The sequence below is a fragment of the Kocuria sp. LUK genome (genome assembly GCF_021012935.1).
GTDB lineage: Bacteria > Actinomycetota > Actinomycetes > Actinomycetales > Micrococcaceae > Kocuria > Kocuria flava.
In genome coordinates this window covers 295873-322348 of sequence record NZ_JAJMZI010000002.1, presented here as the reverse complement: position 1 = coordinate 322348, position 26476 = coordinate 295873, and the positions used below count along the sequence as shown (strand labels likewise).

General features: G+C 66.9%; 22 protein-coding genes. 9 read left to right on the top strand and 13 right to left on the bottom strand.

Features of this window, described 5'->3' with window-relative positions:
• Positions 1-96: 96 nt before the first annotated feature.
• From LQU92_RS04255 to LQU92_RS04245, 3 genes are all read right to left on the bottom strand, one after another.
• Entirely contained in the window at positions 97-792 is a 696-nt protein-coding gene (locus LQU92_RS04255) for an SCO1664 family protein (RefSeq protein WP_101851222.1), read from the bottom strand.
• Positions 793-802: 10 nt separating this feature from the next.
• Positions 803-1447 carry an MSMEG_4193 family putative phosphomutase gene (locus tag LQU92_RS04250; protein WP_058857645.1) on the bottom strand — a complete coding sequence of 215 codons (645 nt, stop codon included), beginning with the start codon at positions 1445-1447 and terminating at the stop codon, positions 803-805.
• A gap of 111 nt (positions 1448-1558) precedes the next feature.
• Positions 1559-2875, bottom strand: a complete 1317-nt coding sequence (locus LQU92_RS04245) for a DUF2254 domain-containing protein (protein WP_230777592.1) — start codon at positions 2873-2875, stop codon at positions 1559-1561.
• Between the two features lie 109 nt (positions 2876-2984).
• Here LQU92_RS04245 and LQU92_RS04240 point away from each other — a divergent pair, with 109 nt between their 5' ends.
• The 3 genes from LQU92_RS04240 (at position 2985) to LQU92_RS04230 (ending at position 6972) form a co-directional block, all read left to right on the top strand.
• Positions 2985-4394 (top strand): sigma 54-interacting transcriptional regulator, encoded by a 1410-nt coding sequence (locus tag LQU92_RS04240; protein ID WP_112254623.1) that lies wholly within the window; start codon positions 2985-2987, stop codon positions 4392-4394.
• Positions 4395-4434: 40 nt separating this feature from the next.
• Positions 4435-6426: a VWA domain-containing protein gene (locus tag LQU92_RS04235; protein ID WP_230777590.1), complete on the top strand. Its 1992-nt coding sequence runs from the start codon at positions 4435-4437 to the stop codon at positions 6424-6426.
• A 75-nt stretch (positions 6427-6501) separates the two neighbouring features.
• On the top strand, positions 6502-6972 hold the full coding sequence (locus tag LQU92_RS04230) for a TetR family transcriptional regulator (RefSeq protein ID WP_230777588.1): 471 nt from the start codon (positions 6502-6504) through the stop codon (positions 6970-6972).
• Between the two features lie 16 nt (positions 6973-6988).
• Here the strand turns inward: LQU92_RS04230 and LQU92_RS04225 are convergent, their stop codons facing one another.
• Positions 6989-8080, bottom strand: a complete 1092-nt coding sequence (locus tag LQU92_RS04225) for a DUF808 domain-containing protein (protein ID WP_230777586.1) — start codon at positions 8078-8080, stop codon at positions 6989-6991.
• Between the two features lie 156 nt (positions 8081-8236).
• On the opposite strand from LQU92_RS04225, the gene LQU92_RS04220 reads away from it, so the two are divergent.
• The 3 genes from LQU92_RS04220 to LQU92_RS04210 all read left to right on the top strand — a co-directional run bounded on the left by LQU92_RS04220 (position 8237) and on the right by LQU92_RS04210 (position 11810).
• A complete protein-coding gene (locus tag LQU92_RS04220) occupies positions 8237-10144 on the top strand; it encodes a glycoside hydrolase family 15 protein (protein WP_230777584.1) in 1908 nt (635 codons plus the stop codon).
• A 106-nt stretch (positions 10145-10250) separates the two neighbouring features.
• Positions 10251-10658, top strand: a complete 408-nt coding sequence (locus LQU92_RS04215; protein WP_058857639.1) for a YciI family protein — start codon at positions 10251-10253, stop codon at positions 10656-10658.
• Positions 10659-10664: 6 nt separating this feature from the next.
• Positions 10665-11810: an RNA polymerase sigma factor gene (locus tag LQU92_RS04210; RefSeq protein WP_230777581.1), complete on the top strand. Its 1146-nt coding sequence runs from the start codon at positions 10665-10667 to the stop codon at positions 11808-11810.
• A gap of 589 nt (positions 11811-12399) precedes the next feature.
• Here the strand turns inward: LQU92_RS04210 and LQU92_RS04205 are convergent.
• Together LQU92_RS04205 and LQU92_RS04200 are read right to left on the bottom strand one after the other, a co-directional pair.
• Positions 12400-12627, bottom strand: a complete 228-nt coding sequence (locus LQU92_RS04205; RefSeq protein WP_230777579.1) for a hypothetical protein — start codon at positions 12625-12627, stop codon at positions 12400-12402.
• Positions 12628-13313: 686 nt separating this feature from the next.
• Entirely contained in the window at positions 13314-13883 is a 570-nt protein-coding gene (locus LQU92_RS04200; RefSeq protein ID WP_230777576.1) for a hypothetical protein, read from the bottom strand.
• Positions 13884-14520: 637 nt separating this feature from the next.
• On the opposite strand from LQU92_RS04200, the gene LQU92_RS04195 reads away from it, so the two are divergent.
• The gene (locus LQU92_RS04195; RefSeq protein WP_230777574.1) at positions 14521-15369 is read left to right on the top strand and encodes a hypothetical protein; all 849 of its coding nucleotides are present in this window, start codon (positions 14521-14523) and stop codon (positions 15367-15369) included.
• A 510-nt stretch (positions 15370-15879) separates the two neighbouring features.
• A complete protein-coding gene (locus LQU92_RS04190; RefSeq protein ID WP_230777572.1) occupies positions 15880-16374 on the top strand; it encodes a hypothetical protein in 495 nt (164 codons plus the stop codon).
• A 225-nt stretch (positions 16375-16599) separates the two neighbouring features.
• Here LQU92_RS04190 and LQU92_RS04185 read toward each other — a convergent pair whose 3' ends face one another.
• A complete protein-coding gene (locus LQU92_RS04185) occupies positions 16600-17322 on the bottom strand; it encodes a hypothetical protein (RefSeq protein ID WP_230777570.1) in 723 nt (240 codons plus the stop codon).
• Between the two features lie 348 nt (positions 17323-17670).
• Here LQU92_RS04185 and LQU92_RS04180 point away from each other — a divergent pair, with 348 nt between their 5' ends.
• A complete protein-coding gene (locus LQU92_RS04180) occupies positions 17671-18441 on the top strand; it encodes a hypothetical protein (protein ID WP_230777568.1) in 771 nt (256 codons plus the stop codon).
• 599 nt (positions 18442-19040) lie between these two features.
• On the opposite strand, the gene LQU92_RS04175 is transcribed toward LQU92_RS04180, so the two are convergent.
• The 6 genes from LQU92_RS04175 to LQU92_RS04150 all read right to left on the bottom strand — a co-directional run bounded on the left by LQU92_RS04175 (position 19041) and on the right by LQU92_RS04150 (position 26464).
• Positions 19041-19613: a hypothetical protein gene (locus LQU92_RS04175; RefSeq protein WP_230777566.1), complete on the bottom strand. Its 573-nt coding sequence runs from the start codon at positions 19611-19613 to the stop codon at positions 19041-19043.
• Positions 19614-19639: 26 nt separating this feature from the next.
• On the bottom strand, positions 19640-20092 hold the full coding sequence (locus tag LQU92_RS04170; RefSeq protein WP_230777564.1) for a hypothetical protein: 453 nt from the start codon (positions 20090-20092) through the stop codon (positions 19640-19642).
• A 718-nt stretch (positions 20093-20810) separates the two neighbouring features.
• Positions 20811-22478: a TniQ family protein gene (locus LQU92_RS04165; RefSeq protein ID WP_230777562.1), complete on the bottom strand. Its 1668-nt coding sequence runs from the start codon at positions 22476-22478 to the stop codon at positions 20811-20813.
• A 7-nt stretch (positions 22479-22485) separates the two neighbouring features.
• Complete coding sequence (locus LQU92_RS04160; protein ID WP_230778682.1) at positions 22486-23316, bottom strand: TniB family NTP-binding protein; 831 nt, start codon at positions 23314-23316, stop codon at positions 22486-22488.
• A gap of 209 nt (positions 23317-23525) precedes the next feature.
• Entirely contained in the window at positions 23526-25691 is a 2166-nt protein-coding gene (locus LQU92_RS04155) for a hypothetical protein (RefSeq protein ID WP_230777559.1), read from the bottom strand.
• A gap of 47 nt (positions 25692-25738) precedes the next feature.
• On the bottom strand, positions 25739-26464 hold the full coding sequence (locus LQU92_RS04150) for a TnsA-like heteromeric transposase endonuclease subunit (protein ID WP_230777543.1): 726 nt from the start codon (positions 26462-26464) through the stop codon (positions 25739-25741).
• Positions 26465-26476: the final 12 nt, after the last annotated feature.

Sequence of the window (26476 nt, the reverse complement as noted above, 5' to 3'; positions counted from 1 at the left end):
ACTGAACCACGGAAGGGTGGCGCCTGGACGGGCTGCCGGTGGAGAGCTCCCCGGCGGCCTGACGGGACCGCCCCGGGCCGGCCCGGGGCGGTCCCGTCAGAGCAGCGGCCAGGGCACCCGGCAGCCGGTGGGGTCCAGCGGCAGCACGGGCTCCTCGAGCAGGTGCCGCACCCGCCGCCGCAGGGCCTCGGTCTCGGGCTCGTCGAGGAGCGCGGCGAGCTCGGGGGGCACGGTCTGCGCGAGCGGGGCGAGGTCCTCGAGCAGGGGCGCGGGCACCGGCTCCCCGGCGAAGTCCCACACGACCGTCCGCAGCCGGTGGCCGGTGCCGAAGCACAGGCCGTGGTCGATGCCCTGCACCCGGCCGTCGGCCGCGCGCAGCACGTGCCCGCCCTTGCGGTCGGCGTTGTTGGCCACGACGTCGAAGACCGCGAGCCGCCGCAGCGCGTCGTGGGTCTCGGGGGCGGTGGCCTGCAGGGTGAAGTAGTGCTCCCGGGGGTCGTGCTCGACGAACAGCTGCACGGAGCCGGTGCCGAACGGGCCCTGCTCGCGCAGCACGGTCGGCGGGACGAGGCCCCAGCCGAGGAGCTCGCTGAGCACGTGGGCGGCGGCCTCGCGCCGGTGCAGCCCGCGGGGGAAGTCCCGCAGGGGCCGCTCCCCCTCGACCGGCTTGTAGACGCCCCAGGCGGTGTCCGGGCCGTGGGCGAGCTCCACGAGCAGCGCGGAGTTGCTGCTGCCGCGGATCATCCCCAGCAGCTCGATCCGGCCGGCCCTCAGCAGCGCGAGCTCGTCCACGGCGGCCCGCTCACGGGGTCCTCAGGCCGGCCAGCGGCTCGTCGGTGGAGTTGACGGTGAGCACCGACGGGCCCTGCCCGGGCGCCCACGCGACGGCCGAGACCGAGCACGGGCTGACGACGATGCGCTGGAAGAGGTCCAGGTGCGTGCCCAGGGCGTGGGCGAGCACCGCCTTGATCGGGTCGGCGTGGGAGAAGCAGACCACGGTCCCGCCCTCGTGGGCGGCGCGGAGGCGGTCGACGGCGGCCACGGTGCGCGACTGCATCTCGGGGAAGCTCTCCCCGCCCGGGAACCGGAAGGCCGAGGGGGCCCGCTGGACGGTCTGCCAGGCCTTCAGCCGGGAGAGCCGGGAGAGCTCCTCGCCGGTCCACTCGCCGAAGTCGCACTCGAGCAGGCCCGGCTCGACCACCGCCTCCCGCCCGGTGCGGGCCTCCACGGGGGCCGCGGTCTCCCGCGTGCGCTCGAGCGGCGAGGTGTAGAGGGCGTCGACGGCGACCCCGTCGAGGCGGCGGGCGACGTGCTCGGCCTGCTCCCGGCCGCGCTCGGACAGGTGCAGGCCGGGGGCCCGCCCCGGCAGTACCCTGCCCGTGGTGGGTGTCTCGCCGTGCCTGACCAGCAGGACGAGCGTGCTGCGGTGCCGTGCGCGCGGTGCCATCGGCACCAGCGTACCGACGGCCGTCCGTGCCGGAACAGGCCCCGTCGTCGTTCGGGGCGCACGGACGACGACGGCGCGCCGGTCCCGGCCCCTGCGGCCGGGACGGACCGGTCACTCGGGGGGCGGCACCGCCGCGTCCCCGAGCCGCCGCAGGCCGGCGCGGGCCCGCACGCGGGCGAGGTCCCGGTCGGAGGGGCCGCCGGCGGCGAACTGCTCGAGCAGCGTGCCGACGTGCTCGCGCACCCGGGCCCGGAGGTGCTCGTGGACCGTGGCGGCCTCGATCCGGGCGGCCAGGTCGATCAGGGCGAGGACGACCTCGGCGTACCCGCCGACGTGCGGGCGGATCTGGTCGAAGGGCATGTCCACGATCTCCTCGAGCTCGACCGTGGCGTGGCGCAGCCGCGGCACGCCGTCGGCCACGACCGTGTTCCCCGGCAGGGGGCGGGAGACGGCGGTGACGATCCCGGCGGCGACCTCCTCGACGGCGTTGATCGCCGTGTAGGGGTCGTTGGTGCCCGGGGACAGGGCCCGCACCGCGAGCTCGACCACTTGCTGCTCGGCGAAGCGCACGTCCTGGTCGGCCGAGCGGGCGTCGCCGATGCGCACGGCCCGCCGCAGGGGCCCCGCGAGGTCCTCCGCGCGCTCCTCGGGCCACACGCGGAACAGCGGCTCGTCGTGCAGCCGGTGGTCGCCCACCCGCGGGAGGAGCTCGGCCCGGGCCCCGGCCTCCTCGAGGACGGAGCAGATCCGCACCAGGTCGACGTCGAGCACGTAGCCGACCGCGCCCGCGCTCACCTCGCCCCCGCCGCCGCGGTGCCCGCCGGTGCGCGCCCGGTCCTCCGGCAGCCGCTCCGGGTGCCACCGCTCGACGACGTCCAGCAGCCGCCGGCGGGCACCGTGCACGAGGGTGTCCACCTGGACGGAGTCGGCGATGTGGTGGATGAACCACACCACCAGGGCGACGTCGGCCACGGCCAGGACCACCGCGAGGTTCACGGCCAGGTGCGGCACGAACGGCTCGGCGAGGTCGTCGGAGGCCGAGCGGATCGTGCGCAGCACCAGCAGCGCGTAGACGAACGTGGCGACCAGCACGCCCAGCACGGTCTGGTTGCCGCGGTCGGCCATGAAGTTGCGGACCAGGCGCGGACCGTAGGTGGAGCTGGCCGTGGCGATCACCGAGATCGTGATGGAGAACGCGGTCGCGGCCACCCCGAGCATCGACCCGCCGATCGCGGAGAGCATCGCGCGGGAGCCGTCGATGCCCACCGCGTACACCCAGGCGACCCAGGGCGAGGAGAGGTCGTCGGGCAGCGCCCGGTCCACGGCCACGGCGCCCTGGGCCAGGAGGACCGCGGCCGCCAGGCACACGGCCGGGACGAACCAGAACCGGTTCAGCAGCCGGCGCCAGGCACCGGGGAGCGTGCTCATGGGCCCAGCCTACGAGCAGCGGCCCCGGCGGACCGGACGCCACGACCTCCGGCGACGTCCGGGACCGGCCCCTCTTACGCCCGCCCGGCCGGAGGGCTACCGTGACGGTGTGAGCGACCGGACCCCTTCCCCCGACATCCGCACCCTCGGTGAGCTCCGCGCGGCCGGGCACCGCCACCGGCCCCTGCGCGCGGAGCTGCGCGAGAACCTCCTGCGCGCCCTCGCCGAGGGCCGGGACCCGTGGCCGGGCCTGCACGGGCTGCGGCACACGGTCCTGCCCCAGCTGGAGCGGGCGCTGCTCGCGGGCCACGACGTCGTGCTGCTCGGCGAGCGCGGGCAGGGCAAGACCCGCCTGCTGCGCACCCTCTCGGGCCTGCTCGACGAGTGGTCGCCCGCGATCGAGGGCTCGGAGCTCAACGAGCACCCCGAGGAGCCGCTCACCGAGGCCTCCCGGCGCCGCGTCGAGGCGGAGGGGGACGCGCTGCCGGTCGTGTGGCGGCACCGCTCGGAGCGCTACGTCGAGAAGCTCGCCACCCCGGACACCTCCGTGGCCGACCTGATCGGCGACGTCGACCCCGTGCGGGTCGCCGAGGGCCGCCGCCTCGGCGACCCCGAGACCATCCACTACGGGCTGGTGCCCCGCGCCCACCGCGGGATCGTGGCGATCAACGAGCTGCCCGACCTCGCCGAGCGGATCCAGGTCGCGCTGCTCAACGTCATGGAGGAGCGCGACATCCAGATCCGCGGCTACGTGCTGCGCCTGCCGCTGGACGTGCTCGTGGTCGCCTCCGCCAACCCGGAGGACTACACGAACCGCGGCCGGATCATCACCCCGCTCAAGGACCGCTTCGGCGCCGAGATCCGCACCCACTACCCGCTCGAGCTCGAGGACGAGATCGCCGTGATCCGCCAGGAGGCCGAGCTCGTCGCGCAGGTCCCCGACCCGATCCTCGAGACACTGGCCCGCTACACGCACCTGCTGCGCGACTCCCCCGCCGTCGACCAGCGCTCCGGGGTCTCCGCGCGCTTCGCCATCGCGGGCGCCGAGACGGTCGCGGCCGCCGCCCTGCGCCGGTCCGCGGTGCGCGGGGAGGACGAGGCGGTCGCGCGCACGGTCGACGTCGACACCGCCACGGACGTGCTCGCCGGCAAGATCGAGTTCGAGTCCGGCGAGGAGGGCCGCGAGCGTGCGATCCTCGACCACCTGCTCCGCCGGGCCACCGCGGAGACCGTCCGGGCCCGCTTCCGCGGCCTGGACCTGGGCCCGCTCGTGGAGGCGTTCGACGGCTCCACCACCGTGGCCACCGGCGAGGACGTCTCCGCCCGCGACTTCCTCGCCGCCCTGCCCCCCGTCCCGGGGGACGACGGCGGGGACAGCGTCTACGACCGGATCGCCGAGCGCCTCGGCGCGAGCACCCCCGGCCAGCGCGCCAGCGCGATCGAGCTGGCCCTCGAGGGCCTGTTCCTCGCCCAGCGCATCTCCAAGGACTCCGACGAGGGCGGCACCGTCTACGGCTGACCGCCCCGCCGGGGGCAGCGACGACACGACAGGGGGCGTCATGCCCGCACACCACCGCTCCGCCCGCTACGGCCGGTACGCCGGCGGGCCCGACCCGCTGGCCCCGCCCGTGGACCTGGCCGAGGCGCTCGAGGCCGTGGCCGAGGACGTCATGGCCGGGTACTCCCCCGAGGAGGCGCTGCGCGAGCACCTGCGCCGCGGCGGGCGCGGGCAGGAGGGCCTCGACGACCTGGCCCGGCGCGTGCACCGGCGCCGGCAGGAGCTGCTGAAGCACCACCGGCTGGGCGGCACGCTCGACGAGGCGAAGCAGCTGCTGGAGAAGGCCCTGCGGCTCGAGCGGGAGCAGTTCCTGCGCGACGCCCGGATGGACCCGATGGACCGCTCCTTCCGGGAGCTGCAGCTCGACGGGCTGCCCGCCTCGACCGCCGCCGCGGTCAGCGAGCTCGCGTCCTACGACTGGCAGTCCCAGGACGCCCGCGAGGCCTACGAGCAGATCAAGGACCTGCTCGGCCGGGAGCTGCTCGACCAGCGCTTCGCCGGGATGAAGCAGGCCCTCGAGAACGCCACCGACGCCGACCGCGAGGCCGTGGCGTCGATGCTGGGCGACCTCAACGAGCTGCTCGACAAGCACCGGCGGGGCGAGGACACCGAGGAGGACTTCCGGGACTTCATGGACCGCCACGGGGACTTCTTCCCCGAGGACCCGCAGTCGGTCGAGGAGCTGATCGACGCGATGGCCCGCCGCTCCGCCGCGGCCCAGCGGATGCTCAACTCGATGAGCCCCGAGCAGCGCGAGGAGCTCATGCAGCTCTCGGCGCAGGCCTTCGGCTCCCCCGAGCTCATGGCGCAGCTGGGCCGGCTCGACGCGAACCTCCAGGCGCTGCGCCCCGGCGAGGACTGGACCGGCTCCGAGCGCCTCGAGGGCCGGGACGGGCTCGGTCTCGGCGACGGCACCGGGGTGTTCCAGGACCTCGCCGACCTCGACGCCCTGGCCGAGCAGCTCTCCCAGTTCCACCGGGGCGCGACCCTCGACGACCTCGACCTCGACGCCCTCGCCCGGCAGCTGGGCGGGGACGCCGCCGTCTCCGCCCGCACCCTCGCCGAGCTCGAGCGGGCCATGCGGGACAGCGGCTACCTGCGCCGCGACCCCGACGGGCAGCTGCGGCTCTCGCCCCGGGCCGTGCGGCGGCTCGGGCGCTCGCTGCTGCGCGACGCCGCCCAGCGGCTGTCCTCCCGCGCCGGGCGCCGGGACGCCCGCCTGGCCGGCGCGGCCGGGGAGCCCTCCGGCGCGACCCGGGAGTGGCGCTTCGGGGACGTCGAGCCGTGGGACACGACCCGCACCGTGACCAACGCGATCACCCGCACCGCCGCCGAGGGCGCCGACCCGCGGGAGGGGCTGCGCCTGGGCACGGGCGACATCGAGATCGCCGAGACGGAGGCCCGCACGCAGGCCGCCGTCGCCCTGCTCGTGGACACCTCGTTCTCGATGGCCGCCGAGGGGCGGTGGGTGCCGATGAAGCGCACCGCCCTCGCCCTGCACCACCTGGTCTCCACCCGCTTCCGCGGCGACCGGCTCGAGCTGATCGGCTTCGGCCGCTACGCCCGGCAGCTGGACGTCGGCGAGCTCACCGGGCTGCCGCCGCTGCGGGAGCAGGGCACGAACCTGCACCACGCGCTGCTGCTGGCCGGGCGGTTCTTCCGCGCCCACCCGTCCTTCCAGCCCGTGCTGCTCGTGGTCACCGACGGCGAGCCCACCGCCCACCTGCTGCCCGGGGGCGAGAGCTGGTTCTCCTGGCCGCCGGAGCCGGAGACGGTGCGGGCCACCGTCGAGGAGCTCGACCGCCTGGGCCGGGCCGGGGTGCAGACCACGTTCTTCCGGCTGGGCGAGGACCCCGGCCTGGCGCGGTTCCTGCAGCGGATGGCGCAGCGGGTCGGCGGGCGCGTGGTCACCCCCGAGGTCGAGGACCTGGGCCCGGCGGTGCTGCGGGAGTACCTGGGCTCGCGCACCCGCCGTCGCGGCTTCGAGCGCTGAGCCCTCCGCCGGAGCCCTGGCCTATGGTGGAGCCACCTGCGGCGGGCGGACCGCCGCGCGAGGACGGGAGGAGCCATGTTCAGGCCGGAGGCCCCGAGCGAGCACATCGAGCGGCACGTCGAGGCGGTGATCGAGGAGCTCGTCGCGGAGCTCGACCACTGGTCCCGCACCGACCCCGTGCCGGAGGGCGCCGACGACCGGGCCTACGTCCAGGCGTTCTCCGACGCCCGCGAGAACAGCGACCGGGACCAGGTGACGCTGCTGCACGCCGCGGTGGCGCGCCCCCACCTGGCCGAGGCCCTGATCCAGCTCAACCGACGGATGGACCGGGAGGACCTGGACCCGGGGCACCCCGCCGGGGTGATCGGCGTGATCGTCCGCCTGGCCATGGACGGGCTGTGGGTGAGCGACATCCTGGACGCCACCCGGTTCGACGAGGCGCAGCGCCGGCGGATCATCGGGATCCTCACCGGACTGACCCACCTCACCGACGAGAGGCTGGAAGGGCTGCTCGCCGAGGTGGTGCCCGGCGAACAACCCGACTGAGCCGCGGCGGCGGGGCTCAGCGTGCCGCGGACGAGCCGCCCTCGGCGGGCGGGGCGCCGTCGGAGGGGCCCGGCTGCTTCGCGGAGTGCCGGCCGTGGTGCTCCGGGCCGTGCGCGCCGCGGGCCGTGTCGTGGCCGGCGTGCGCCTCGCGCTCGGCGTGCCCGGCCTCGTGCTCGCCCTTGCCGAAGGGCAGCAGCTCCCAGACCAGCACGAGGACCGCGCCCCACACCAGGCCGAGCACGGCCGAGAAGAAGGTGTTGGTCAGCCAGGCCAGCGCCGCGCCGAGCCCGCCGGGCACGGCGTCGTGGACGAGCACCTCCACGTGGTGGACCAGGCCGTAGGGGCCGTGCCAGCCCAGCTCGTCGAGGCCCACGAGCACGATGTGGCCGCCGACCCACAGCATGGCCGCCGTGCCCACGACCGAGATCACGGCCAGCAGCTTCGGCATCCCGTCGACCAGCCCGCGCCCGATCCGCTGGGCCGTCGTGGAGGAGCGCTCGGCCAGGTGCAGCCCGAAGTCGTCCATGCGGATGATCAGCGCCACGACCCCGTAGACCAGGGCCGTGATGCCGATGGCCACCACGACCAGGATCGCCGCCCGGGACAGCAGCGTCTCGCCGGCCACCTCGTTGAGGGAGATGACCATGATCTCGGCCGAGAGGATCAGGTCGGTGCGGACCGCGCCCCCGACCATCCGGTTCTCGGCGTCCTTGCCCTTCTCCACGACGGGTGTCTTCGTCTTCGGCCCGTGCCCGGAGAGCTTGGACCAGATCTTCTCCGCGCCCTCGAAGCACAGGTAGCTGCCCCCGAGCATGAGGATCGGGGTCAGCAGCCACGGGGCCAGCTCGCTGAGCAGCAGGATGACCGGGAGGATGAAGACGAGCTTGTTGCGCAGGGAGCCCTTGGTGATCCGCCAGATGATGGGCAGCTCCCGCGCCGGGGTGATGCCCTGGACGTACTGGGGCGTCACGGCGGTGTCGTCGACGACGACGCCGGCCGCCTTCATGCTCGCCCGCCCTGCGGCCGCGCCGATGTCGTCGACGGACGCGGCGGTGACGCGCGCGAGCGCGGCGACGTCGTCGAGCAGGGCCATCAGGCCGCCGCTCATCGGAGGGCCTCCGGGACGGGCGTGGCGGCGGTGGAGGCCGCGGAGTCGATCAGCATGCTCACAGAGTAGACGCCCCGGGGCGGGTCGTCAGGTCTCCGGCACGGCCTCCTCCGCGCGTGCCGACCGCGTCCGGGGGCAGGCTGGTTGAATGGGCGCATGGACGACGACGGGTCCGCCCGCACCACCGCGCCGCTGGAGGACTACGCGCTGCTGTCGGACCTGCACACCGGCCCGCTGGTCTCGCGCGAGGGCAGCGTCGACTGGCTGTGCTTCCCGCGCTTCGACTCACCCTCGGTCTTCGCCGCCCTGCTGGGCACCCCCGAGGACGGGCGCTGGAAGCTCTCGGCCGTCGACGGCGAGGTGGTCTCCCGCCGGTACCTGCCGCGCACCTTCGTGCTCGAGACCACCTGGCGCACCCCCACCGGCACCGTGGTCGTCACCGACTTCCTCCCCCCGGGCGGGGACCGGGTGGACCTCGTGCGCCGCGTCGAGTGCGTGAGCGGGCACGCGGAGGTCGAGCACGACCTGCGGATCCGCTTCGACTACGGCCGGGCGAGGCCCTGGACCCGCAGGGTCGACCTGGACGGGTCCGGGACCTGCGCGCTGCTCTCGGTCGCCGGCCCGGACGCCCTGCTGCTGGCCGGTCCGCTGCTGCACCCCGCCGGGACCGGCCGCGCGGAGGACCGGGAGGGCGCGGCGCAGCGCCACGAGGCCTCCCCCGAGGGCCACTCCGACGACTACCGCGGCGCGGTCTCCGGCCGCCTGACGGGCACCTTCGCGCTGGCCGCGGGCGAGGTCCTGGACTGGTCCCTCACCTGCCACCCCTCCCACCGGGAGCCTCCCGTCCCGCAGGACGCGCAGGCCGCCCTCGACCGGACCGTGGCGTACTGGACCGAGTGGTCCGCCCGGATCCGCGTGCACGACCGGCACGACCGGGCGGCGCTGCGCTCGCTCATGGTCCTGCGGGCGCTCACCCACGCCGAGACCGGTGGGATCGTGGCCGCCCCGACCACGTCCCTGCCCGAGGAGTTCGGGGGCTCGCGCAACTGGGACTACCGCTACACGTGGCTGCGCGACGCCGCCCTGACGATCGAGACCCTCATCGCCCACGACGTCACGGACGGCGCCCTGCACTGGCGCAACTGGCTGCTGCGCGCGGTCGCCGGCGACGCCGACGAGCTGCGGATCATGTACGGGGTGGCCGGCGAGCGGCAGCTGCCCGAGCACGTGCTCGACCACCTGGGCGGCTACGAGAACTCCCGGCCGGTGCGGATCGGCAACGGCGCCGCCGGCCAGTACCAGGCCGACGTGGTGGGCGAGGTGATGATCGCCCTCGCCGCCCTGCGCGACGCCGGGACCGCCGAGGACGAGTACTCGTGGGAGCTGCAGAAGAACCTGCTGCGCTTCGCCGAGCGCCACTACGACCGCCGCGGCCACGGCATCTGGGAGGTCCGCGGACCGGCCCGGTACTTCGTCCACGGCCGCGCCATGATGTGGGCGGCCTTCGACCGGGGCGTGCGCGCCGTGACCGAGCACGGCCTCGACGGGCCCGTGGACCGGTGGCGGGACCTGCGCGACCGGCTCCGGGAGGAGATCATGACCCGCGGCTTCGACGCGGAGCTGAACTCCTTCACCCAGACCTACGACAACCGGGAGGTGGACGCCGCCCTGCTGCAGCTGCCGCACACCGGGCTCGTGGCCCCCGACGACCCCCGGATGCTGGGCACCGTGGCCCGGATCGAGCGCGAGCTGCGCGGCGACCACGGCCTGCTGCACCGCTACCGCACCGCGACGGGCGTGGACGGGCTGCCCGGGGACGAGTACCCCTTCCTGATCTGCTCGTTCTGGCTCGTGGAGCAGTACGCCCGCAGCGGGCGGGTCGACGACGCCCGGGTGCTGCTGGACCGGCTCGCGGCGTGCGCCACCGACCTCGGGCTCCTGGCCGAGGAGTACGACCCGGTCACCGGCCGGCTCGCCGGGAACTTCCCGCAGGCCTTCAGCCACCTGGGGTTCGTCCGGGCCGTCGACGCCGTGGCCCGCGCCGAGGCGCGGCCCGCACCGTGAACATTCCCTGCGGGGAATGTCTTCGGGGATGTCGAGAAGCCCCGTCCGGTTCCGTCCCAGGGGTGCACGCGGCCACAATGGGCCGCACCCCGCCGAGGAGGACACCATGACCAAGTACCTGCTGCTCAAGCACTACCGGGGCGCGCCCGCGCCGGTCAACGACGTGCCGATGGACCGGTGGACGCCGGAGGAGGTCTCGGCCCACGTCCGGTACATGGAGGACTTCGCCGCCCGCCTGCGGGAGACCGGGGAGTTCGTCGACGCCCAGGCGCTGGCCCCGGAGGGCACGTTCGTGCGCTCCGACGGCGAGGGTCGTCCCCCGGTCACCGACGGCCCGTTCGCCGAGACCAAGGACCTGATCGCCGGGTGGATGGCGATCGACGTCGACTCCTGGGACCGGGCCCTCGAGCTGGCCGGGGAGCTCTCGGCCGCGCCCGGCGCGGGCGGGGAGCCGATCCACGAGTGGCTCGAGGTGCGCCCGTTCCTCACCGCTCCCCCGACCGTCACGGAGTGAGCCCCGGTGGACGAGGTCCTGCTGCGCAGCGTCGTCCCCACCGCCATCGGCGTCCTCGTCCGCCGTGGAGCACCCTTCGCGGCGGCCGAGGACGCCGTGCAGGAGGCGCTCGTGGAGGCCGTCCGCACGTGGCCGGGCCACCCGCCGCGGGACCCGCGGGCGTGGCTGGTCACCGTGGCGTGGCGCCGCCACCTCGACGCCGTGCGCGCCGAGGCCTCCCGGCAGCGGCGGGAGCTGCTCGTGGAGGAGCAGCCCGCGCCCGGACCGGCCCCGGCGGCGGACGACACCCTGCAGCTGTACTTCCTGTGCGCGCACCCGGCGCTGAGCCCGGCCTCGGCCGTGGCGCTGACGCTGCGGGCGGTGGGCGGGCTGACCACCCGCCAGATCGCGCAGGCCTACCTCGTGCCCGAGACGACCATGGCCCAGCGGATCAGCCGGGCCAAGCGGACCCTGGCGGGCGTGCGGTTCGACCGCCCGGGCAGCCTCGACACGGTCCTGCGCGTGCTCTACCTCGTCTTCAACGAGGGCTACTCCGGTGACGTCGACCTCGCGGCCGAGGCGATCCGGCTCACCCGGCAGCTCGCGGCCCGCACCGACGACGAGGAGGTCCGCGGGCTGCTGGCGCTGATGCTGCTCCACCACGCGCGGCGCCCGGCGCGGACCACGCCCGAGGGCCGCCTCGTGCCGCTGGCGGAGCAGGACCGGGGACTGTGGGACACCCGGATGATCGCGGAGGGCATCACCGTGCTCCAGGCGGCGCTGGCCCGCGACCGGCTGGGCGAGTACCAGGCGCAGGCCGCCGTCGCGGCGCTGCACGCCGACGCCCGCAGCTCCGAGGAGACCGACTGGGCCCAGATCGTGGGGTGGTACGACGAGCTGGTGCGCCTCACCGGCAGCCCGGTGGCCCGCCTCAACCGGGCTGTCGCGCTCGGGGAGGCCGCCGGCGCGCAGGCCGGGCTGGCCGCCCTCGCCCAGATCGACCCCGCCCTGCCCCGCTGGGCCGCGGTCGCCGCGCACCTGCACGAGCGGGCCGGCGGGACCGCCACCGCCGCCCGCCTCTACGCCGAGGCCGCCCGGGCCGCGCCCAGCCTCGCCGAGCGCGAGCACCTGCTCCGGCAGGCGGCCCGCCTCAACGCGCGGCCGAGTGCCTGACCCGAACGGGCCGCACCCGCTGTCGAGACGCGGGGAGAACTGAAGGGATCGCCGGGTCAAAGCTGGACAGCGAGGTCTGGCAGAAGTCACCGTTCAGTTTTGCCCGCAGGGGTCGGAGGGCCGTCAGCTACGGGCTTCGAGGTGGTTGTCGTGGGGACTCAGGCGCAACCGGGACGAGTAGCACGAGCACGATGCCCAAGGGACAGGGTCGCCGTCGCCCTCACGGATCGAGACGCCGGATCAGTGCAGTCAGCGGCGGGCACGCGGTCGAGTGGCTCGACCGGTCGGCGGTCGAGTGGCTCGATCGGTCGGCGGTCGAGTGGCTCGACCGGTCGACGGAAAGGACGGCTTGGGGACCGTAGAAGCCGGCCGTGAACGGATCGATGCCCATGGCCCGGCAGTAGGCGGCCACCCCGCTCCGAGGTGAAGCGGGCGGGGATCCGGTCGGCCGCGTAGGCGGCGGGGTTCTCGAAGTCCAGGTACTCGCCCTCGTCGGTGAAAGCCCACTGGTTGTAGGCGTACTCGGCGCGCAGCTGCCGGAGGTAGAAGTCCGGTGGGCCGGCGGCCGGATCGGTGATCGAGAACCCCGTCATCCCTGCCCGCCGAGGACGTCCTCGTCCAGGTACTGTCCGTGGGCGTCGATATCCTCCTCCGCGGTATTCACGGGGTGCGGGTGCCAGGCGGCGACCACACCTCTCACCCTCAGCTGTTCGCTGAGCACGCCCACGGCGGGCTCCACCTGCGGGTCGGCCGCCGAGGAGTCGAAGAATCCAGCAAGCCAGACAGCAAGCAGGTCTTCGACCTTACACGGACGCATCACCAACGGTTGTGGTGGGCATCATCCGTTCCGGGCGCCTGGTGATCCTCCTGTCTTGCGTCCGGCTCACCGAAGATGCTGACGGTGAACGGCCCAGTGCTGATCAGGGGTGATGTCAGGCTCTTTAACGACGCTTGCCATGGCCGGGGAGACCTGCCGATACGGTCCTGACCGAGGTCGAGTCGGTGGAGTCGTAGTACAACTTCCCCTTCGGCTTCTTCTTGGCCTTGGGCACCGTGACCCGTCTCGCGTTGGGCGGTGGGAGTTTGGGGCCCTTTTCAGGGGACCGTACCTCGTCACCGCTGGCGGGACACGCTTCGAGGTGTACTCCATTTTGGTGAGAGTAGAGGCGACCGGTGCGCCTGTTGTACCGAGTTGCTGTGCCGCATGTCGGGCAAGTGATTTTCTCCGCGGATGGATTGCCCATCACACACCCCGTATCTCCCGATGACTCACTCCTGGGCAAAACCGTAATGGCCCGTGGCGCCGGTAGTGACGGCGCCACGGGCCAAAAGTTGGAACTATTTGAAGGCGGTCCGCGCCCAACCACGGCACAGCTGTTCGCGCTCTCCTATCCAGGGCGTGCTGCCAAGATGACGCCGGGCGCTCCGAGTCGGGCGTGCATAGGGCAGCGCAGCGTTTTGGCCACAACAACCACGGTGGATCTAGCGAAGTGGTGCTAATGATCAAAGGTTCAACGCAGGGACTTCTGACCGTTCCGTCTCGGAGAGCAACCCGCCGTGGGAGCCATAGACACGTACCACTTGGATGTCATCCCGGGCGTAGCCAATAGAGGCCATCAAGTCTCCGGATGCGTCCTCAGCCGTCTCCAAATCGTCCGTATCGAGCGTCACATCCAGTTCGCCAATGGTGCTGACGGTGAACTGTGGGTTCTGGCACGCCCATGTGGTGGTGGAGGTGGACCCGAAGTCCTTCAAGTCCGCCTGGATGGCCTGCATCTGGGTGCCGCACCGCTCATCCCATGAGCGGGCACCAGTGAAGTCGAGCGCCTCCTGGTGCATATCAGTCACCCATGTGTTGAGTTCGTCCTGGGTCGCTGCGTCTGCATGGTCCGCTTGGCCCGTTCCAGCATCTGCACTGCCACCGTTGGCCATGGTTGATCCGATGATGTAGAGGACGAGCACAATGACGAGGATGATCAGGGAACGGTTAGCGTGCTCCTGTTGTTCTTGGGTCCACTGGTTGCGAGGTTTTCCGAGGTAGTCGCGGAACCGGACCTTGGTTTGCTGAGTCATGTCTCTTTCAGGCAGTGGCGCACGGGGCGCGGTTTGCAGTCGACCATGACCCTAACCTGCTCCGTGTTCATGCCGGGTGCGCATGGCGTCTTGTTGCCACCAGGGCTGTTCGTCGCCCTTCATAAGGGGCATGAAGGGCGGTTCCGCAGTGGCCGCTGGGGGCGATCGCGTGCGGGAGCGAAACGCGCGTCGCCCCGAGGTCGCCAACCTCCGAGGTTGGTATCGGTCCCGGGTTAGCCGTTGGCATCAACCGGAGGATCCGTATCCTGCGGCGCGGTACTTGCCTAGCTTTCGCACATTAGCTCGGCTGACCGATATGCACGACGCAGCGAGGCGGGAAAGGCGGCTTGCCATTATGAGCAGGAGGGCGACACTTCAAAGGTGTTGCACATGCGAAACTGTTGCCATGATGAACGCCCCCCGCCGCCTGTTGTTCCCTGCCGCCCTGGCGTGTGCGCTGATGACCAGCGGGTGCTCGGGGGTGGGCGCGGACACCCCGGAACCCGCGCTCACGGGCACGGTGAAAGCTAGTGCTCCTGCAAGCCCCTCTACTTTGGCCACTACCACGAAGCCGTCTGCTTCGCCTGCCGTGACCTCAAGCAGCACCCCTTCGCCGTCGGCTCAAGAGGAATCGGCCGTGGCACTGGATCAAACCTTCACCTCTCCGGATGGCACCTTGAGCTTCCGCTACCCGACCGGGTGGACCGTCACGGCTACGATGGATGAGCAATACAGGGACACTACGCACAAGACATGGACCCTCACCGATTCTGACGGTCAGTCCGTGCTGGCCCTGAACGTGCGGTCCTGGATTGCGCCGGCGGGCCCTCCCCCGCTGACCACGATCCTGCCGCAAGGGCCCATTCCCGGGGTGCTGGACGGGCTGGGAGCCCCGTCGCAAGCCGTCGTGGCCGCCACTCCTGGCCAAAGTGTGGGCGTCAACGGAAATCTGCTTTACGGCATAGCTGCGGGAACCGGGGCGGACACCACTCTTTTCGACCTGCGGTGGGGGAACTACTACCTGCTGTCCTTCAGTGGTGGGCAGGAGCTGGGGCCTAACGATCAGGTTGACCTCGAGGCAGAAGCAGAGCAGTTCGCCGCCAGCCCTAGGTTCCGCAACGAGATCCTGCCCATCATCCAATCTCTGACAGCCTCGCCCCCGCCCGCCCCAGGCGAGGAGGACACGGTCGGGGGCAGCGAGACGCCAACCGAGGCGCCGGAGGAGACGAGCGAGGCCACGTGCATGGGCGCCAAGTACACCTATGAGAATCTGCAGGGCATCACCTGCGATGAGGCTAAGTCCATCATGCAAGTGGTGATGGACACCGGGGAGCCTGCCGGCGCCCGCAGCCACGTGACTGCTGACTACGAGTGCTATGAGACCAGCTACGTCGAGAGAACCGAAGGCTCACCCGACATGATGTGCTGGGCCCTGGACGACGAGGGCGTTCGTGGCGACGTGGTTCTGGAAGCTAATTACCTGTAGATCTGGACTGAGCAAGCAGTACACATCCCGTCAACCTGCCCGACAATAGACCTTCAGTATCCTTTCTTGAGCCTGCCCTCCGATACGCTGATTCACCAGGCAGGCCCTAGTGTCGCCATGCGAGCTCATTGGCAGAGAGACCATCGCTTGACCTGGGGTTATGCAGGGGTCCAAATTCTTGCGTAGTCGGGTAGGCAAGCCTCACCAGCCGCTCAAGAATTGCCCCAACGTGCAACAATTTGTCGGCAGATGCACTTGTGCACGTCCGAGCAATGACAAACCGGCCCTTCGGATCCAAGCGGGGGTGGACCTGCTTCGCCATGGCCCGTGACCACCGGCGCCAAGCAGTGCTCGTAGCCGGTAGTTGATGGAGTTGCGGACCCCAGGCCAGCGGTCTCACCGCCCATAGAGCGCTCAAAGGTGGCACCAGTCAAATCAGACCCCGAAGTAGACTCGGACACAGCGGCATTGATCGAGGCCGGAAGTCAACAAACTGAGATGTGACGGACCGTGAGCGCAAGCGAAGAATTCGAACTCAAGCGTAAGCTTGGTATCGAGTCGTGGAAGAACCTATCTAAGGACAAGTTCCTTACATTCGTATCCGAGATGCCAAACATGAGCAAAGAAGTCACACTCAAGGTCATCGACCAGTTCCCAGATTTCAAGTCTTTTGTGCTCGACTCGCTCGGTCAAGTAGAGGATCAGGCTGCAAATGCGCTGGCTACAAACTGGAAGAGCCAGAAGAAGGTCCATAAGGCCTTCGCCGAGCAACGCGAAATCCTTCGCCGCGAACTCGACCGCGAGGGACTTACCTCTGAAGATCGATTTTTGATCCTAAAAATGCTCGCAGAGACGATCGACAAGGAAGCGGCCAAGGACTCCGAGCACAAGGCTTTCTCCTACAAGCTGGTGACCACTGTGGCGAGTATCACCGTCGCCGGCATGGCTGCAGGGTTCGCAATTCTCGGGGGAAAATCAAAAATCGGCGGCGGAGAAGCAGACTGACTCGCGCCCTGGAATCTCGAGCGCTGAGGTGTCGAGACGCAAGAGAACTAAACAGCCCTCCAAAGCAAAGCTGAACGATAGGCATCTTCTCGAGGACCTGTTCAGTATCCGACAGCGGCCTGTGAAGTAGCGGGAGGCTCAGGGGGAGATATTTGCCCATGATGTTGGTGAAGCCCGGGACGACCACGCCGATCAACGCCTAGGCGATGATTTTCGGCACGATGCTCACGGCAAAAAGGGTCGCAAACTACTCTTGCGAAGGGATTTTACGAAATGGCTCTGATTCTGTCCGTCGAGAGACCTCGCTGAAGAGTTGAGCTTTTCCAGTAGCTTCTGATAATCTCGGTCAAACGTTGGTTTTGATACCACCAATATGCCAATAAGTTCCCCAATTTGGTTCAAAACTTCGTTTCGCGCCTTCAAACCGCAATAATTAGGCACTTCTAGCGCATTTGAAAGCATCCACTTGTTCTCGGATCTGCTCTTCAATTGATGCACCCACTGGCCATGAGCTATGCGGTTCCTGCTCGTTATTACGGGGGCGAGCTTTTCCGCTAACAAGCCAATAACATGCTGAAATCGATCAAAGTCAGCTTGAGGCATGGAGGCGGGTCCCATTTGAATGTGAATAGGAATTAAGTGATGCCGCCGAAAAGCTAGCTCAACACACTTCTTCCACCTGTCCTCCTGCGATCGAATGCCCCAAATGATGGCTCGTTCGGCATCATTAAATCCAGTTGGATCAAATGTCACCTTACGCAATCGCGCCTCGGCCCAGATTCCTATATTAAGAAAGTGCATCATGCGCAATGCGTCAATCTGACTTTCATCATTTATACGCAACGCGCCTTTATGCATACGTTCAATTTGAGTAATCAATTTTTCAATCGCTCTTAAATTATCAGCGCTTTTAGTGAAGCTTTCCGATACGGGAAAATTGTTACTCATAATTGACTCCTAAACACCACATCCGACGAGCCAAAGCATAAGCCCGCTCGTAAGATCTGGTGCCTGGGAGTCGAACCCAGTCCTCATTGGCCCCTAGGGGTCAATGCCGCGCCCAGCGCCACACCCGCAAGGAGCATACCTACAGCAACGATTGCCGGCAACCATATAGCCGATCACTCTAAACTCCAGTCGCTTGTGTGCCACGACCTCCATCGGCGAGCACTGTACGGCACGTATCCGCCTGGACCACCCAGCTGCATGGCCGTCTTATCGGCTTCCAGAGGCCCATGTGGGTTGCTACGGGCTCATTTCACCGCCCGTTGTTGTATTACACGTATGATCTCCACCATGAGCGCCGTCATGGACAGAGTAAACGCGATGAGCGTTTGGATGGACGTCTTGCCAGATACACCAAGTGCGGGAAGTGGTTTCGATGTAGACACACAATATGTGACATTCTCGACTTATAATGTGGCTAAAACCCGATTAGGGGATGGATTGCTTCGCTTAGCAGCTTCCGCAAGGATTAGTGACGACCCCCCTCAGGCGAAGTACGGAACTCATCTTCTGGCTCTCCGTCCAGCCTTAGTGTCAGCCGCGAAGGGTTGGTGGCTGACCTCATCTTCTGACTCAGCTTCTCGAGCGTGGAATGCGTGCTGCCTTCTCGCTGATGATCGAAAAATGGGCGCAGAAGCCATGCGTCGTTCAATATTGCACGGCGGACCAAGGACTTTTGACGATATCGCTATCGCCTTTGAACGGGTTCAGCATAGGTATGAAAGGGACGCGGGGGACATACGGCAGGGCAAGCCTAAGGTGCCTGGGGATACAAAACTAATACAAGACATGGCTGCCGACATCGACGCTTACTACGGAAGTGTCGACGCGAAGTCGGATGCTTTCTTGCTTTGGAACGCCTCAAGCAGCCTTGCACATGGTGAACGATGGTATGCCGATCTTCACCATAGCTCTGAGCACTTAGCTCAGACACTGACCGAGCGTTCCTTCGACATTGTCTGCAGTGGCCTTAACTTATTGAGTCAACGCATACTTCATCTCGCTGCGACACCGCCTACATCTGTAGACTTGTCCGGAACTCCGGTTGGATCACCGAACTAGCGTTGCTAGTGGCTCGTCGATTCTGCCAAGCTGGACTGGGCTGATGGGTCAAACTTCTTTTGGGCATCGTTGGACCCGCCCATTCACTCCTCCACCGCTTCATTCGGCCGCAACTCACAGGCGCATGCCAGCACGACCTATACCCACGCCTACCTTACGGCCTTGGTCTCCGTGCCAATAGCGTGACGGGTGACCACGGTGGTCGCTAGGATTCTCGACCCCCGAAAGGTGGGTCGCAGTCACCAAGCCAAGTCAGCGACACGTGCGTCTCTAGGACGGACTTGTGTCGGGAGCAGTTGTCGCATCGCCCTCACATGGGCAGTACCGTCCCGCGTCCCATGCGCGTCGCCTCAGGTGTCGACACCCGCCTCGACGTGCTCCCCTCCTCTCAGTTCAAAGGGCCGCACCGACAGTGTCAAAGCGGTCGTGGTCACCCCAAAAGGAAGCAGAGCAGTCACAGGCGGCGACGACTGCCCAGTACGAGTCTGGGACTGCACCACCGGACAAGAAATCAAAGTGCTCCATGACCACACCGGCCCGGTGATCTCGGTGGCGCTGCGCTGACGCACGACACGGGGTACGTGCGGGACGCTCTCGCTTCAGTGTTGTTGGCGGCTGAGGATGTGCTCGAGCTCGTTGGACAGCTCGAGCAGCTGGCGTTCCTCCCGGGAGCTGTACGGCACCTCCCGTTGGAGCGCTTCGACGCGAATGACCCCGAGCGAGTCTTGGCCCTCCTGTCCCTGCAGTTGTTCCTGACCTCCGGAATCCTGTCGCGCGCCTCCTTCCCCCTCTAAAGCGGTAGATCCAGCGACGACCTCAGGGTTCAATGCATGCTTGGAGCACAGTTTTCCGGCAACGATGCGACGGGCAAGAACAGCGTTGACGCCGGCAAGCAGCTGGGCATCGCCGAACCAGAACTTGTGCTGTTTCGCCAGGTGCACGAGGCTGAGCATCTTGATCTGCAACTGGTGGCAGTCCCGGGCATCGAGGGTCTGGTCGATCGATTTGGCCAGTGACTCCCACTGTCCCGAGCGAATTTTGGAGCGCTGCCTCAACGTATGAGTGCGACAGAAGAAGTAGGCGGCAACCATCAGCGCGAGGGAGGTCCCGGTCCACGCCAGTGCGGTGAGGTACTCCAGCCACCACGGCAGCTCAACGACGAGGGTCTCCATTAGGGCGTTCATCCAGTTATTCCCTCTCACAGTTCACCGGCCGGTGATGTCGGGGGCTGGGGGCTTCCCGGCTCGTGGAGATCTTTGAGCACGGCCGATAACCATGCCCGCTCATTTTTGGGCAGGCCCTCGGCGGTGGCGAGGTGGTTGAGCGAGCGCCAGCCCAGTTGCCGCGTAGCCGTTGAGGAGGTCCCTATCGCCTCCAGTGCGGAGGTCACGCGCTTATCCCAGAGGTACATGCGGTAGAAGCGGTAGGCGAAGAAGGCGGTGACGGCCCAGGACAGTGCGGTGAGGAAGGACAGGATGCGCGGGTGTTCAGCCAGGCGGTCGACACCTTCCCAGAACCCGTCCAGGGCGAGGGCCACCCAGGGCACGCCGGCCACGTACAGCAGGGTCAGGAGCACGACAAGACCCAGCGGCACGAGCAGTCCTCTGCCAGTCGACAGGGGGTTGCTGGGCTTGGAAGGTGTGGTCATCATTAGGTACTCCATTCGTGCATAGGTCCGTCTTACGATCACCTGAAAGCTGCAATCGCCTGGCGCCGGCGATCATGGTCACCGTCCCATGTGTGCGGACGGTCTCCGTGAGCGATCTCGCGTTATCGGACTTGTGAGCCAGGCGAGGATGTGTCCGGAACCGGGAACCCGTTTGACGGGGGTATCGGGGTGGGTGAGGTCGTCGTCTTCCGTCTGTATATCCGCAGGGATCTTTCTGTCCGGGTGTATGTGAGGAGCTGGGCGCGTCCGAGGTGTCTGATGACGTCGACGGTGTGAGCTCGACTCCAGCCCATGTGCTGGGCGACCTCGTTCCACGTTGGTCCGTGTTTGTGCTGCCGCCGTACCTTGGCCACGAATTTTAGGAGCTGTTTGGTCTCGGCAGAGGTGAGCTGGAGCTTGTGTGCTTCTACTGCCAGTTCTTCTGAGCGAAGCGGTTTGCGTCCGAGCTGATCTGCGTATGCCTCGTTGACTGTCCGTGCAGTGGGGATCTTGCCTTCGCTGACCAGTCGATTGGCGATCTGGCCTCTGGGGCTGGCGGGGTGGAAGTGCAGCACCCAGGGCGCCAGTTCCACAACACGTTCCTCGGTGACAGGCAGTTCAAGCGCTTCTAGCCACTCCTTGGCCAGATCTCGACGCCGTTGCTTCGGTATTCGGCGCGGATAGCGCCGTGCTGACTTCCTGATGCGGGTATGGGACGTACTCATGGCATCTTCCCCGGAATGGGGAAAGCGCCCGTGGGAGGCGCAAAGTGCTTGTCTGTGCGTTTGGCGAAGGCGCGATAGGCAACACGGGTTGGGGCATCCGGAGACTCGTCCCATGCGGGGGAAGTGATGAGATCTCCACAGGCATACCGTTCCCAAAACCACGTGATGAGGAACGGCAGGCTGTTGTCCCGCATCGCGGAGTGATGCACTTTTTTCCATTGCGGAAACCACAACTCAGGTCGATGTGAGAGGCGGCGAACGTGCGTTTCCCTGACCCGGTAATCGATGCTGAGGTCCAGGTCTGCACGAAGAGCATAGATGGCTTTCTCGAGTTGCTCTGTCGGCGTGGTGGTGCGGGCATAGGCAGTTCGGACTATCCGCATGCCGTCAGCGTGTGCGTAGCCGATCAATTGAGCAGCTTGTCCCCATGACTTGACCGTGGGTAAGGAGCGGACAAGGCACAGCGAGGCGAAGGCGCGGCCGGCGCGGGGCCCCGCCTGGATCAGGTGCGCGAGGTGCAGCATGTAGAGGTCTGCAGGGATCAGCTGAGGGATGCAGTGTTCAGGCAGCAGGCGTTCGTAGTCCTGTAGCTGGAAGGCCAGTGCGCGTCCGGGCGCACGGGCGATATGCAGCAGTTGCTGAAGGCGCGGGGTGATCACGGTGCGGCTGTGGATCCAACTCCCGTCTCCGGCGGAGCTCTGCGGGATCACGGTAAGCCATGGCTGCAGCATTTCCACTGCCTGGGGAAGCGGCGCTTCCATGATGCGACGGGCATCCGTGAGGACTCCGCTACGGACCTCCGGTGCCTCTGGTGGTGTCAGGCCCCAGCGCGGGCCTCGTTGTCCAGTGGCCGTGGAGCGCATCGTCGTGTGAAAGTCGTCCACCCACCCGGCCAGTGAAGTAGCGGCAGGTTGGACAGCGATATGCAATAGGAGCACCGCCAGTTGACGGACGTCGTTGAGGTACTCTGCGGCGCTGATTTTTTGACCGTGCAACCGCATGGGGTGACCCCGGAGAGCATCATGGATGGCCTGGACGGTGGGAATCTCCTCCGCCGGCGCCGGCAAGGCAGCCAGGTGGGACAAGTCGTAGTCGCAACAGGCATTGGAGCCGGTGGGGTTGCCACAGGCTGCGGGATCCTCAGGGAAGCCCTTGAAGGGAAGGTGGTTGCTCCCGCGCAGGCGCCGTCCACAGTGTGGGCAGCGCACGACCAAGTACGTGCCATGCAGGAGGCAGATGGGCAGGTGGGGAAGCCGCCAGTAGATGCTCCATGTACCGGTGTCGGTCAGGCACAAGGGGCAGGCCTGAGTGCCTTTCGTGGGAAACCACCCTTGCCGCTGCATCACCCTCAGGTCGTGTATGTCGCCGGGATCGAGGTATTCCAGCCGAAGGGGGTGTCCGTGGTCGAAGCGCTGTAAAGTCATTACCCGTACCTGGTTTTTTTCCAGGCCGGTTAGATGCTCAATCGCGCGCACGACAACATCGGAGGGCTTGACGACCAAAAACTCTGTGGCGTGTCGAGACTCTGGCCCTGCCAGCAGGCGTTGGGTATCAGCTCGAGTAAGGCCATTCAAGGCAGCAACACGTTCGAGGTATCCGTCAAGGGCCTCGTCTTGCCGTGGGCAAGGGACAGCAGGCAACAGCTGGGACTGGTCGTCTTTCATGACGTATTCATCTGCGAGTTTCCCTGCGCAGGCCTTCTCCTTGCATGGCGTGGAGGCTGAGTTTCACGCTTGCCAGGTGTGCTGGGGTGATTCTCCATGTGCCATCTGTGGCGGCGCGCCAGGCGGCTTCGTTGAGTAGAGCTGCGATGTCGCCCATGTAGCCCTGAGTACGATTCAGAATGGTGGCTGCTGTCGCCCGAGAGAGCATGCCTAGTTCGCCGGCTGGGAAGTACGGCAGGAGTTCTTCCTCAACCTCTGCAAGAAAGGTTTGCCATATTAGGCCTTTCTCGGTGTCGTTGATGTCGCAGTGAAACGGTTCCATGCTGATCAGCTTCAGGCGCCTTGCGATCTGAGGATCGGTGACAAGGTCGGTATCTTCTAGGTTGGCTCCGATCAGCAGTAGGGTGCCTCCTTGCTCGCCGAGTTCGGTGTTGAGGTGTTTGAGATGGTCGAGCACGTCTTGGCCGTCGCGGTGGCTGGTTTTGAGCAGGTGGACATCGTCGACTACGAGCAGGCGAAGACGATGTCGGGCAATGGCGGCGACGACGCGATCGGTCATGAGGCGGATCTGGCCGGTGCGGGGGTACCCGGTGAATTGGAGGATCTGCGTGTTGAGCTCAGCGATTTTCGCTCGGGCCTCCAAATTGATCCACGCTACTGGGATAAGGGCTGCTTGAGTTTGAGGGTCGGGATTCCACCGTGGTGGGACGTCAAGTGTGCCCGCGGATCCTATTTCTTGTCGGTGGATGGCTCTGGCCCAGCGACGGACCAGTGTGCTCTTTCCGACCGTGTTGGGAGCTGTCACGGCGAGGATGGACTTGGACCCGGCAAGGGACATTGCGTTGTAGGTCCAAGCCATATCCAGCTCAGTTGCATAGTCACGGAGGGCCTGGGAGTCGATGTAGCGGTGGAAAAGCCAGTAGCCCAAGATCTGTATATGTCTTTGACGACCAATCGGTGACAACGCATGTAGTTCTTTGAGGCTCAGCGGGTCAGGAGGTCCAGGGGCTCCTATGACAGCGCGATGATGCCAAGTAGCGGCGTCCATCAGTCCTCACCGCCTCGGGACAGGTCTGGCCAGGGATCCAAACGAGGATTAAAGACGGTGGGCGGCATCGGGGTGTCCTCCTCGACACCGGACATCCACTCGATCAGGGTGTTATCGGCGCCTCCCTCAGCGGCCTGTTGCGCCTCAGCGTGGGCAACCTGGGACGCATCCACCCGCAGGGACGCCGCTCCCATGCGCCGAGGGTCTTCCTGCGCCAAGTCGCCCAGTGCGTCCCGGATCTGCTTCCTCGCGTCCTTACGTCGCAGGGCCTTAGGACCTTCACGGTCTCTGATGCGTTTTTGAACGTTTTTTAGCACAGCCTCGGTCATCGGCGCTTCCAACAAAGCCTCGCCCCGCCAAGGGATTCGATGTACGGCGCCGGTGACTGGATCGGCAAACCACACGCAGGAAACATCGTGCGGATCGTAGAAGAACGGGGCCGCCCGGTCCTGCCCGCGGAACTGTCCAACATAGGCGTGGCGGTATTCCTTAAGAGCCTCGGCGTCGTAGGTCATGTTCCGAAACTCGACCCCGGAAGGGCCGATGACGCCCCACTTGATGGGAAGGAACTGGTACAGCAGGTTGGGATGCTGCGGGACGTCCAGTCGGCCCGTCATTTCCAAATAGACATCGAAGGCCTCCAGCGGGGTGAGGTTCACGCCTTCGGGTTTACCGAGTTCTAGGCCTTCGTGGGGGGTGTTGTGGTATTCGAGTGCTACCCATCGGCGGAGCCGCGTCTGGAGCTGCGCGGCCGTCAGAAGCCCTTTTTCGGGCTTGCCGCTGGCGGTGTCGACGCGCCGTCCGCGTTCGGTGGTGTTGCGGCCCTTGTACCCAGGACAACCCTGGAGCGGGGCTTGGAGCGTTTCGTGCCAGCGTTCGATGAAGGAGTTGTCGGTGGGTTTACTTCCGCGCGAAGGCAAGAGATCGATACCGAAGCGTTCCAGAAGGTCGAAGAAGTACTCAGAGAGGAAAATGGTGCCGTGATCGCACCGCACTGCCACGGGTTTCAGGCCGGGAATTGGATACTCTCCCTGCAAACCCGGCCCTGGTGGAAGAAGGGGCTTGCGGTCAGAGGTACCTAGTTCTTGGACATTGAACTCGACGTGTCGTGGTAGCCCGGCCCACCGCCAGTCATGGACGGTGCTGCCCTCCACAAGCTGAGAGAAGGGTCTCATGACGTCGTAGAGAAGGAGGCCAGCGTCAAGAGCGTCCGCACTCATCGGTATGACACGCAACGCAAGGACTACCCGAGTGGACACGTCGATGGCCGTGATGATCTCCACGCTTTGAACGATGCCGAAGCCGTCACAGTAGACCCGCACATCAGCTCGAGTGACATCAATGGCCACGACCTGACCGGGGCGCATGACCGGGGCGTGGGTTGTGCCAGAGGCTTCACTGATGGCTCGCTGACGTTGTGCTCTAGGCGTTTTGCCACGCCCGCTCATCAGCCAGGAGACGTAAGCGCTCTTGGCTCGTTCCGACACAACCACATCATCATGGCCCGCTCTGAGCAGACGGAGTTCGATTCGACGGATCAGTTCCTCGTGAGAAACTGCTGAGATATCTCCATCGAATGGAGCGATCTCTACTTTGGCCGCCTCCTTGAACCGGTCGTCGAGTTGATCGAAGCCTTGCTTGCCGCGGGCGGCCTTTTTGTCGACCAGCCCCCACAAACCATCGGTCTCCCACTTGCGGATCCAGTCCAGAACCGTGCTTCTACTGACGGGACGCCCCTGGATTTCACCGCGTTCGACGCGCAACCGGAATTCTCTGCTCGCGTGGTGCTCGTACGTCAACTCGGTCGCCATCAGACTGGCCAGTTGGGTCCGGTTGTGGCCGGCTACGAACGGGGGCCAAGGCTCGTCGTCGCGAGTCAGTTCTGGCAACCCGGACCGGTAGCCAGTGAGGATCATGTTGACCCGCTCCAGCTTGTCCAGTGCTTTCTGGCGCGCCGATTGTGTTAGCCCGTCCCATTGGGGTCGTAACGCCGGCGTGCTCGCCACAGCCCCCGTGGCTGCTTCTGTATCTGACACTGGGCCCAGGTCGATGTAACGCACTTCATGGACTTGCCCGCGGCTGTCCTTCAGAATTACGCACAGGCTGAGGATTTCGAGGACGATGCACAACCCGTGCTTACCCATCACGTATTTCTGGTGGGGCACCAGGTGAGCTCGCCACTGTCTCACTGGATCTTTGGACGCGTGGGCCTTCACGATTCGACCCCCCGCCATGTCACCGGGGTCCAGTCCTGAAGAGGCATGTCCTTGGCCACAATGATGTGCCCACTCCACATCAGGTGCCACATCGTGGACGTCAGCTCACCGGACCCATCATCCAAGGCCCGCAGATGACCCACGGTCGCCCCTGGCGCCTGCGCCGCCTGTTCAAGCACGGGAACATACTGGTCGGCCCAGGAAGGGCGGTCGCGAGCACACGTCAACCAGAGTGTTTTTAGACGCTCCCGTAGGTCAGAGCCCAACCAGAGCTGGTAGTCCCACCCCACCTCGCGGCAGGCCGCTCCCGTCAGCTCCGCGTCACGCTGCAACTTGTCGTTGACTCTCCCTGCGGGGCGGACATCCCAGACCGTCACTGTTTCATCAACAGACACGGTCAACAGGTCGGGGATGTGGCTGTTGCCCTTGGAGAACTGCAGACGGAGAGGTTGGGCCGCGATGATTTCAACACGAGGGTCGCGATCCACGATTCGCAACAAATCGTGCTCCGCCCCGGACTCCAGATGGAGATGCTTTCCCATGGTCACGGAGTACGCCCTCACAGGAACGTGCCTGGACTTCGCCGTGGACTTCGGGTCGCGCGCGGGACGAAGCCTGCGCAGATCTGGGGGTCCTTGAGTCCAGTCCCACTCGTCCTCTGGATTTGCTCTCTTGTCTTTCGTGCCATCAGGAAGGAAGAAGTACCACTGCACTGCGCCCATCGTTCAACCCTT